The following is an 8402-nucleotide window of genomic DNA, read 5'->3' on the forward strand; positions in this document are numbered from 1 at the left end:
TCTTCTACCGTGCCCGCGAAGAACGACGGCCCCGGTGCGGCCGGCCCCCAGAGCAGCAAGTCCGAGCAGACCCGTGCGCTGATCCTGGAGACCGCCATGCGGTTGTTCCAGGAGCGCGGGTACGACAAGACCACCATGCGGGCCATCGCCAAGGAGGCCGGGGTCTCCGTCGGCAACGCCTACTACTACTTCGAGGGCAAGGAACACCTGATCCAGGGCTTCTACGACCGGATCGCCGCCGAGCACCGGGCGGCGGTCCGCGAGGTCCTGGACCGGGAGACGGACCTGGAGGCGCGGCTCGCCGGTGTGCTGACCGCCTGGCTGGACATCGCCCGGCCGTACCACGAGTTCGCCGTCCAGTTCTTCAAGAACGCCGCCGACCCCGACAGCCCGCTCAGCCCCTTCTCCCCGGAGAGCGAGCACGCCCGCGAGCAGGCCATCAGCGTCCACCGCGAGGTGCTGGCCGGCTCGAAGTCCAAGGTGGCCCCCGAGCTCCGCGAAGTCCTCCCCGAGCTGATGTGGCTCTCCCAGATGGGCCTGGTCCTGTACTGGGTCTTCGACCGCACGGAGGGGCGCGAGCGCAGCTACCGGCTGGCCCGGCGGGGGGCCCGGCTGACCGCCCGGGGCGTCTCCCTGGCCCGGTTCCGGGTGCTGCGGCCGCTGGTGCTGGAGGTGCACGAGCTGTTCACGGACTTCCTGCCGGGCATGACGAGGGTGCTGCCGGATCCGGGGCGCACACGGGAGGAGTGATCACTTTCGGGTGAACGCGCGGGAACGGGACACCTGGGGTTCCCGCTGCCTACGATGATGCTCTCGACACCAGCCCCTGGGAGGCACGCGATGTCCGCTGCATCCGTCGAGCAGCCGTTCGACGCCGACGAGCCGTTCTCCCTGACGGCCATCGCCGACGAGATCATGGAGCGCCATCCGGGCTACCGCGTCGAGATCATCGGAGGCCACCTCCTCGTGACCCCTTCACCGGATGCCCCCCACGCCATCGTCCTGACGGATCTCGTGCTCCCCTTCGCCGCAGCCGGACTCCACGGCGAGGAGAGCAAGGTCGTCCAGAACGTCGCGCTCAAGCTCCCCACCGGCGACGAGGACTACTGCATCCCCGATCTGGCGGTCGTGGACGCCGACATCCACGACCACTTCATCGAGAACAACGCCTACGACCCGGTCTGCTTCCGCCTCGTCCTGGAGGTCACCTCCCGCAACTGGCGGGACGACCTGAAGACCAAGGTCGGGGCGTACGCCGGGGCGAAGGTGCCCGTCTACCTCGTGGTCGACCGCAAGCACCAGCGCCTGCACGTGCTCACCGACCCCGAAGGGAGCGAGTACACGAACCACCGTGTCCACGCTCCGGGGGAGACCGTCACGCTGCCCGACTCCATCGGCGCGAAGGTCACCCTGGACGTCGAGCAGATCATCAAGGCCGGGCAGAGGAAGGCCGACTGATCAGATCCAGTTCAGCCGCCACAGCCGGAACACCCCCGTGCCGTCCGTCAGGTACTGGCCGCCGCCCACGTCCTCCGTGCTGACCACGTACTCCTTGCGCTGCCACAGCGGGATCAGCGGGACGTCCTCGGTGACGGCCGCCTGGATGTCCTTGAAGTCCTTCGCGGCCCGGCCGCGGTCGGCGAACTGCTGGCTGTCCAGGACGAGATGGTCGACCAGCTTGTTGCTGTACCCGGTGCTCATGGTGGAGCCGGTGCCGACGAGCGCGGCGCCGAAGGTGTCCGGGTCGGGATAGTCCGCCACCCAGCCGACCGCCCACGCGTCCATCTTCCCGGCGGACCAGCGCTTCTGGAAGTCGGTCCACTCGTACCCCCTGACGTCCACGTGGAACAGGCCGCTCGCCTCCAGCTGCCTCTTCAGCTCGGCGGCCTCCTCGGCGCCCTCGCCCCGGCCGGTGCCGTAGCCCAGGGTGAAGCGCACCGGCAGGCTCGCCCCGGCCTCGGTGAGCAGCTCGCGGGCCCTCCGGGTGCTCCGGGTGGGGTAGTTGTCGAAGAACGACGTGGTGTGGCCGGTGATCCCGGTCGGGATCAGCGAGTACAGCGGGTCGACCGTGCCCTCGTAGACCGTCGCGGCCAGCCGCTCGCGGTCGACCAGCCAGGCCATCGCCCGGCGCACCCGCGGGTCGTGCAGCGGGGAGCGGGAGCGGGTGTTGAGGTACAGGTTGCGGGTCTCGGCGCTGTCGGACTCGGTGACCCGCTGCCGGGGGTCGCTCGGGTTCAGCTCGGCGAGCACGTGCGGAGGCAGGGTCCGGGTGGCGACGTCGATGCGACGGGCCCGCCAGGCCTGGTCGAGCCGGGCGGAGTCGGCGTAGTAGCGCAGCTCGACGGGGCGGCCGGTGCCGCTCAGAGCGCCCGTGTAGCGCTTGTTGGGGGCCAGCTCGGCCTTCTGGCCCTTCGTGTACGCCGTCAGTGTGTACGGGCCGGTGCCGTCGACGGCGGTGTCCGTGCGCAGGGCGTCGGCCGGGTACTTCTCCCTGTCCACGATCGAGCCGGCGCCGGTGGCGACCTTCAGCGGGAAGGTGGCGTCCGCGGACGAGAGGTGGAAGGTGACGGTGTGCGCGTCGTCGGCGGTCACCGAGGCGAGCGTGCCGAACAGGGACGCCGGACCGACCTCGGAGTTGATCGCCCTGACCCGCTCGAAGGAGTACTTCACGTCCTCGGCGGTCATGGCGCGCCCGCTCGGGAAGGTGATCCCGGAACGCAGGGTGCACCGGTACGTCTTCAGGCCGCTGCCCTCGAAGGCGCAGCTCCGTGCCGCGTCCGGGACCGGCTCGGCCCCGCCCGGCTCGAAGGTCAGCAGCGACTGGAACACGTTGCTGAACAGCGCCCACGAACCGGCGTCGTAGGCGCCGGCCGGGTCGAGTGCGGTGACCGCGTCCGTCGTGCCGACGGTGATGGTCCGGTTCTTGTTCCCCTGCGACGGCAGCAGCTGCCAGCCGCCGATCCCCACGACGGCGAGCACGAGCAGTGCCACGAGAATCCGCATGCGAACAGATCGCATGGTGACGCCCTCCCCAGCCACTTCCCCTTGAGTGACGCGGCTCACCTAACCACACGGGTTTCACCGTGCGGAAGGGCTTTCTGTCCAGTTGTGGGGAAACGGTGGGTAAGGACCTGGTCACGCGCGTGCGCGGCCGGTTCGACGACCGTGACGACCGGTCCCCCGCTATGACTTCCGGCGCAGTGCGCGCAGCCCGCGCAACCCGATGACCCCGATGACCGTCCCCCATACGAAGGAAGCGACGGCCAGCAGCAGGTGCACCCAGAAGTACGCGGTCGGGTGACCGTCGTCGAAGGCGAGCCCGCTGCTGTCCTTGGTCAGGTTCTTGATGAAAGTGATCCAGATGATCCAGCTCCACACCCCGAAGGCGAGCAGGAACCAGGAGATGGGGCGGCTGAGCTTCATGCGTCCAGTATCGCCGTCCGGGGTCCGGGCCCGTGTCGGGGGTGGGGCCGGAAACGGGACTTCGCGGTCCGGTGCGGGTACGTTCCCGACCGTGCCCGCCCCGAAGACGACCGGCCGCCGAGCCCTGCTGGTCTCCTGCGCCGCCCTGCTCTCCCTGTCCGTCACCGCGCCCGCCGCGCTCGCCGCGTCGACCCCCTCCACCGGCCCGGCGGCCACGCCCCCGGCCCGGATGTCCGCCGTGGGCGGCGCCCGGCTGGGGATGCCGGGCACGCAGGTCAACCTCGCCCCCGGTGTCCCCGTGCTGCCCAAGGACCTCACCGCGCGGTCCTGGATCGTGTCCGACGCGGAGTCGGGCGAGGTCCTCGCGGCGCACAACGCGCACTGGCCGCTGCCTCCGGCGAGCACCCTGAAGATGCTGTTCGCGGACACCGTGCTGCCCCGCTTCCCGCAGGGCACCCGGCACAAGGTGGTGCCGTCGGACCTCGCGGGCGTGGGCGTCGGCTCCAGCGTGGTCGGGATAAAGGAGGGCACCAGCTACTCCGTCCACGACCTGTGGCTCGGGGTGTTCCTGCGCTCGGGCAACGACGCGGTGCACGTGCTGTCCGCGATGAACGGCGGTGTCCGGCAGACCGTCCGGGACATGCAGGACCACGCCGAGGAACTCCGGGCGACGGACACGCACGTGGTCTCGCCGGACGGCTACGACGCACCGGGCCAGGTGTCGTCGGCGTACGACCTGACGCTGTTCGCCCGCTCCGGGCTGCAGAAGAAGGACTTCCGGGAGTACTGCTCGACCGTCAGCGCGACGTTCGGCTCCGGCGAGATCCGGAACACCAACCGGCTGCTGAGCGGCGACAGCGACGTCCCCGTCTACCAGGGCATCGCGGGCGTGAAGAACGGCAACACCACGAACGCGGGCGCCACCTTCACGGGGGTCGCCGAGCGGGGCGGCAAGGTGCTGCTGGTCACGGTGATGAACCCGCGCAAGCACGAGCACAACGAGGTCTACAAGGAGACCGCGAAGCTGTTCGACTGGGGTTTCCGGGCGGCCGGGAAGGTCGGCCCGGTGGGTGAGCTGGTGCCGCCGAAGAGCGCCGCGCCGGGCACCGCTCAGCCCGGTGCCGGCGCGTCGGCGCACCCCGGGCAGGCGGAGGGCGGCGGGTCGGGCGGGAAGGCGGCGGCGAGCGCCTCCACCGGGTCCGGCGCCGGCGGCGCCGGGATCGCCCTGGCCGTCGCGGGCGGGCTGCTGGTGCTGCTCGGCGGCGGGGCGTTCCTGGTCAACCGCCGGTGGCCGCTGCCGGACCTGATGCGCCGTCGGACCCGCCCCTGACCTCCCCCTCCTCCGTCTCCTCGGCCTCCGCGGCCTCCGGCGCCTCGACCTCGGCCGCCTTGCTGCCCGTCGCCGTCCAGGAGGCGCAGAACAGGACCAGTTTGCAGGTGAAGTTGATCCACAGCAGCAGTGCCACGGGCACCCCGAACGCGCCGTACATGCTCTTCGCGGCGACTCCCTGGACGTAGCCGCTGAGCAGCAGTTTCAGCAGTTCGAATCCGACCGCGCCGAGCAGGGCGGCGACCAGCAGGCGGCGGCGCGGCGGTTCGACGCCGGGCAGCAGGGTCAGGGCGTAGAGCAGGACCAGGAAGTCGGCGAGGACGGCGACGGCGAACGCGGCGACGGTCAGCAGCGCGCTGCCCCAGCCGTGTTCTTCGAGGCCGATCCGCCGGGAGAGCCAGCCGACGGCGGCGGAGGCGAGGGTGGACGCGGCGAGGGTGACCAGCAGGGCACCGCCGAGGCCGAGCAGGATGCCGGCGTCCTTGGCCTTGGTGACGACCGGGTTCTCCTCGCGGTCGGGCAGCTCCCACACCGCGCGCAGGCAGTCCCGCACCTGGCCGACCCAGCCGATGCCGGTGAACAGCAGCACGGCGCCCGCGATGACCCCGACGGTGCCCGCGTTCTGCACCAGGGAGGTGAGGTCCAGCTGGTCGGCCAGGCCCGGGAACTGGTCGGCGATCCGCTGTTCCACGGTCTTCTGGCGGGCCGGGCTGAGCGTGGTGGCGGTGATCGCGGCGGCCACGGTCAGCAGCGGGAACAGCGCGACGAAGCTGACGAACGTCATGGCGGCGGCCAGCCGGGTCCACTTCACCCGGTCCAGCCGCTCGTAGGACCGCCACGCGTGGGTGATGGTCAGCCGGGTGACGATCGGCCCGATGCCGGGCAGCTTCTTCAGCCAGTCCATGATCCGACTCTGCCCGCTGCGCGGGAACGTCAACACCGCGTTTCTCCGCCCGAACGGTCATATGAGGGCGATACGGTCAACTGTCATGAAGGATGCCACCGAACTGCCCCAGTCCCTGCTCGTCCTCGGCGGCACGTCCGAGATCGCGCTGGCCACCGCGCGCCGGCTGATCGCCCGCCGGACCCGCACGGTGTGGCTGGCGGGCCGCCCCTCCCTCGCACTGGAGAACGCCGCCGGGAGCCTGCGGGCGCTCGGCGCGGACGTCCACACACTCGCCTTCGACGCGCTCGACCCCGCGTCCCACGAGGCCGCCCTCGGCAAGGTGTTCGCCGAGGGGCCCGTCGACATGGTGCTGCTCGCCTTCGGCGTCCTCGGCGACCAGGCGCACGACGAGCGCGACCCGGTCCGCGCGGTCCAGGTCGCCCAGACCAACTACACGGGGGCCGTCTCGGCGGGCCTGGTCGCCGGTCGTGCCCTCCAGGCCCAGGGCCACGGCTCCCTCGTCGTCCTGTCCGCCGCGGCCGCCGAGCGCGCCCGCCGCGCCGACTTCATCTACGGCTCCAGCAAGGCCGGCCTCGACGCCTTCGCGCAGGGCCTCGGCGACGCGTTGCACGGCACCGGCGTGCACGTGATGGTCGTACGCCCCGGCTTCGTCCGGACGCGGAGGACGGCCGGCCGCTCGCAGACCCTGCTCGCGACGACGCCGGAGGCGGTCGCCACGGCCGTCGAACTGGGGCTGCGCCGCCGCTCGGAGACTGTCTGGGCGCCGGGGGCGCTGCGCCCGGTGATGTGGGTGCTGCGGCACGTGCCCCGGGCGGTGTACCGGAGGCTGGCGGTCTGACGGGGCCTAGCGGCGGGCGATCGTGCCCCGTTCGACCTCCGCGTGGCCCGGCTGGGGCGGTACGACGGTCCCCCCGAACGTGTACTCGCGCAGCTTGCGCCACACCCCGTCGGCGCCCTGCTCGTACAGCGCGAAGCCGGTACACGGCCACTCGGCCTCGAAGCCGGCCAGTTCCTCGAAGGCGCGGTCCATCGCCGCGTCCTCGATGCCGTGGGCGACGGTGACATGCGGGTGGTACGGGAACTGCAGCTCGCGCGCCACCGGTCCGGAGGTGTCCCGGATCCGCTGCTGGAGCCGGGCGCAGGTTTCCGCGCCCTGCGCGACCCGCACGTAGACCACCGGCGACAGGGGCCGGAAGGTGCCGGTGCCGGAGAGCCGCATCGGGAACGGCCGGCCCGCCGCGGCGACCTCGGCGAGGTGCGCGTCGACGGCCGGCAGGTCGGCCTCCTCCACCTCGGTCGGCGGCAGCAGCGTGACGTGTGTGGGGATACCGTGAGCAGCGGCGTCGCCGAAGCCCGCGCGCCGCTCCTGGAGCAGGCTGCCGTGAGGCTCCGGGACCGCGATCGACACGCCGATCGTTACGGTCCCCACGTCGTCTCCTGTCGTCGTGTCTGTTTTCTGCTCTGCCGTCGGCTATGACTGTACGGCCATGAGTGTCCTGTGGGCAGGCGCAGCGGAAGTGATGTGCAGCGCTCCGCCCGCGCGGACCCGTGCGGTCGTACGCCTCAGTGCTTGGCCGGGAGGAAGCCCACGCGGTCGTACGCCTGCGCGAGGGTCTCGGCGGCGACGGCGCGCGCCTTCTCCGCGCCCTTGGCGAGGATCGCGTCGAGGGTCTCGGAGTCGTCCAGATACTGCTGGGTGCGCTCCCGGAACGGCGTCACGAACTCGACCATGACCTCGGCGAGGTCGGTCTTGAGCGCGCCGTACATCTTGCCCTCGTACTGCCGCTCCAGTTCGGCGACCGACGTGCCGGTGAGGGTCGAGTAGATGGTGAGGAGGTTGGAGATGCCCGGCTTGCTCTCGGTGTCGTAGCGGATCACCGTGTCCGTGTCGGTGACGGCGCTCTTGACCTTCTTCGCCGTGGTCTTCGGCTCGTCCAGGAGGTTGACGAGGCCCTTCGGCGTGGACGCCGACTTGCTCATCTTGACCGTGGGGTCCTGGAGGTCGTAGATCTTCGCCGTCTCCTTCAGGATGTACGGCTTCGGGATCGTGAAGGTGTCGCCGAAGCGGCCGTTGAAGCGCTCGGCGAGGTCACGGGTCAGCTCGATGTGCTGGCGCTGGTCCTCGCCGACCGGCACCTCGTGGGCCTGGTACAGCAGGATGTCCGCGACCTGGAGGATCGGGTACGTGAACAGACCGACGGAGGCCCGCTCGGCGCCCTGCTTGGCGGACTTGTCCTTGAACTGGGTCATGCGGCCGGCCTCGCCGAAACCGGTGAGGCAGTTCATGATCCAGGCGAGCTGGGCGTGCTCGGGGACGTGGCTCTGCACGAAGAGGGTGCAGCGGTCCGGGTCCAGGCCGGCGGCCAGCAGCTGGGCGGCGGCGAGGCGGGTGTTGGCCCGCAGCTGCCCGGGGTCCTGCGGGACCGTGATCGCGTGCAGGTCGACGACCATGTAGAAGGCGTCGTGGGACTCCTGCAGGGCCACCCACTGGCGGACGGCACCGAGGTAGTTGCCGAGGTGGAACGAGCCAGCCGTGGGCTGGATGCCGGAGAGCACGCGAGGTCGGTCAGCCATGCTTTTCATTGTCGCAGAGAGTGTGAGGGGTTCGGCGCGTGGGGAACGAGGGCCGCCTGTGGCCGCCCGGGGGGGGGGGGGGGGGGGGGGGGGGGGGGGGGGGGGGGGCAGGGGGGGGGGGGGGGGGGGGGGGGGGGGGGGGGGGGGGGGGGGGGGGGGGGGGGTACG

The 8402-nt window shown here is 71.5% G+C and carries 9 protein-coding genes; 4 read left to right on the forward strand and 5 right to left on the reverse strand.

Going from position 1 to position 8402, the window contains the following annotated elements; all coding sequences use genetic code 11:
- Positions 1–9: 9 nt before the first annotated feature.
- Both ACZ4VF_RS18070 and ACZ4VF_RS18075 read left to right on the forward strand, forming a co-directional pair.
- Positions 10–750, forward strand: a complete 741-nt coding sequence (locus tag ACZ4VF_RS18070) for a TetR/AcrR family transcriptional regulator (protein WP_467926960.1) — start codon at positions 10–12, stop codon at positions 748–750.
- A gap of 90 nt (positions 751–840) precedes the next feature.
- Positions 841–1458 carry a Uma2 family endonuclease gene (locus ACZ4VF_RS18075; protein WP_467926962.1) on the forward strand — a complete coding sequence of 206 codons (618 nt, stop codon included), beginning with the start codon at positions 841–843 and terminating at the stop codon, positions 1456–1458.
- Here ACZ4VF_RS18075 and ACZ4VF_RS18080 read toward each other — a convergent pair whose 3' ends face one another.
- Both ACZ4VF_RS18080 and ACZ4VF_RS18085 read right to left on the reverse strand, forming a co-directional pair.
- Complete coding sequence (locus tag ACZ4VF_RS18080; RefSeq protein WP_467926963.1) at positions 1459–3018, reverse strand: ABC transporter substrate-binding protein; 1560 nt, start codon at positions 3016–3018, stop codon at positions 1459–1461.
- Positions 3019–3183: 165 nt separating this feature from the next.
- Positions 3184–3423: an SCO4848 family membrane protein gene (locus ACZ4VF_RS18085; RefSeq protein ID WP_467926964.1), complete on the reverse strand. Its 240-nt coding sequence runs from the start codon at positions 3421–3423 to the stop codon at positions 3184–3186.
- 91 nt (positions 3424–3514) lie between these two features.
- On the opposite strand from ACZ4VF_RS18085, the gene ACZ4VF_RS18090 reads away from it, so the two are divergent.
- Entirely contained in the window at positions 3515–4753 is a 1239-nt protein-coding gene (locus ACZ4VF_RS18090; RefSeq protein ID WP_467926966.1) for a D-alanyl-D-alanine carboxypeptidase family protein, read from the forward strand.
- Here ACZ4VF_RS18090 and ACZ4VF_RS18095 read toward each other — a convergent pair.
- On the reverse strand, positions 4701–5657 hold the full coding sequence (locus ACZ4VF_RS18095) for a YihY/virulence factor BrkB family protein (protein WP_467926967.1): 957 nt from the start codon (positions 5655–5657) through the stop codon (positions 4701–4703). The two genes, ACZ4VF_RS18090 and ACZ4VF_RS18095, sit on opposite strands and share 53 nt — an antisense overlap.
- Before the next feature lie 85 nt (positions 5658–5742).
- Here ACZ4VF_RS18095 and ACZ4VF_RS18100 point away from each other — a divergent pair, with 85 nt between their 5' ends.
- A complete protein-coding gene (locus ACZ4VF_RS18100; RefSeq protein ID WP_467926968.1) occupies positions 5743–6498 on the forward strand; it encodes a decaprenylphospho-beta-D-erythro-pentofuranosid-2-ulose 2-reductase in 756 nt (251 codons plus the stop codon).
- A 6-nt stretch (positions 6499–6504) separates the two neighbouring features.
- Here ACZ4VF_RS18100 and ACZ4VF_RS18105 read toward each other — a convergent pair whose 3' ends face one another.
- Entirely contained in the window at positions 6505–7089 is a 585-nt protein-coding gene (locus tag ACZ4VF_RS18105; protein ID WP_467926970.1) for a 2'-5' RNA ligase family protein, read from the reverse strand.
- A 134-nt stretch (positions 7090–7223) separates the two neighbouring features.
- Complete coding sequence (gene trpS, locus ACZ4VF_RS18110; RefSeq protein ID WP_467926971.1) at positions 7224–8243, reverse strand: tryptophan--tRNA ligase; 1020 nt, start codon at positions 8241–8243, stop codon at positions 7224–7226.
- Between the last annotated feature and the right edge of the window lie 159 nt (positions 8244–8402).

The sequence above is a fragment of the Streptomyces sp. NPDC029151 genome, assembly GCF_055564315.1.

What these genes read in the sequence shown, in the direction of transcription:
- ACZ4VF_RS18100 (WP_467926968.1), top strand. Translation starts at nt 5,743, where the DNA reads ATGAAGGATGCCACCGAACTGCCCCAGTCCCTGCTCGTCCTCGGCGGC.
- ACZ4VF_RS18080 (WP_467926963.1), bottom strand. Translation starts at nt 3,018, where the DNA reads ATGCGATCTGTTCGCATGCGGATTCTCGTGGCACTGCTCGTGCTCGCC.
- ACZ4VF_RS18085 (WP_467926964.1), bottom strand. Translation starts at nt 3,423, where the DNA reads ATGAAGCTCAGCCGCCCCATCTCCTGGTTCCTGCTCGCCTTCGGGGTG.
- trpS (WP_467926971.1), bottom strand. Translation starts at nt 8,243, where the DNA reads ATGAAAAGCATGGCTGACCGACCTCGCGTGCTCTCCGGCATCCAGCCC.
- ACZ4VF_RS18095 (WP_467926967.1), bottom strand. Translation starts at nt 5,657, where the DNA reads ATGGACTGGCTGAAGAAGCTGCCCGGCATCGGGCCGATCGTCACCCGG.
- ACZ4VF_RS18075 (WP_467926962.1), top strand. Translation starts at nt 841, where the DNA reads ATGTCCGCTGCATCCGTCGAGCAGCCGTTCGACGCCGACGAGCCGTTC.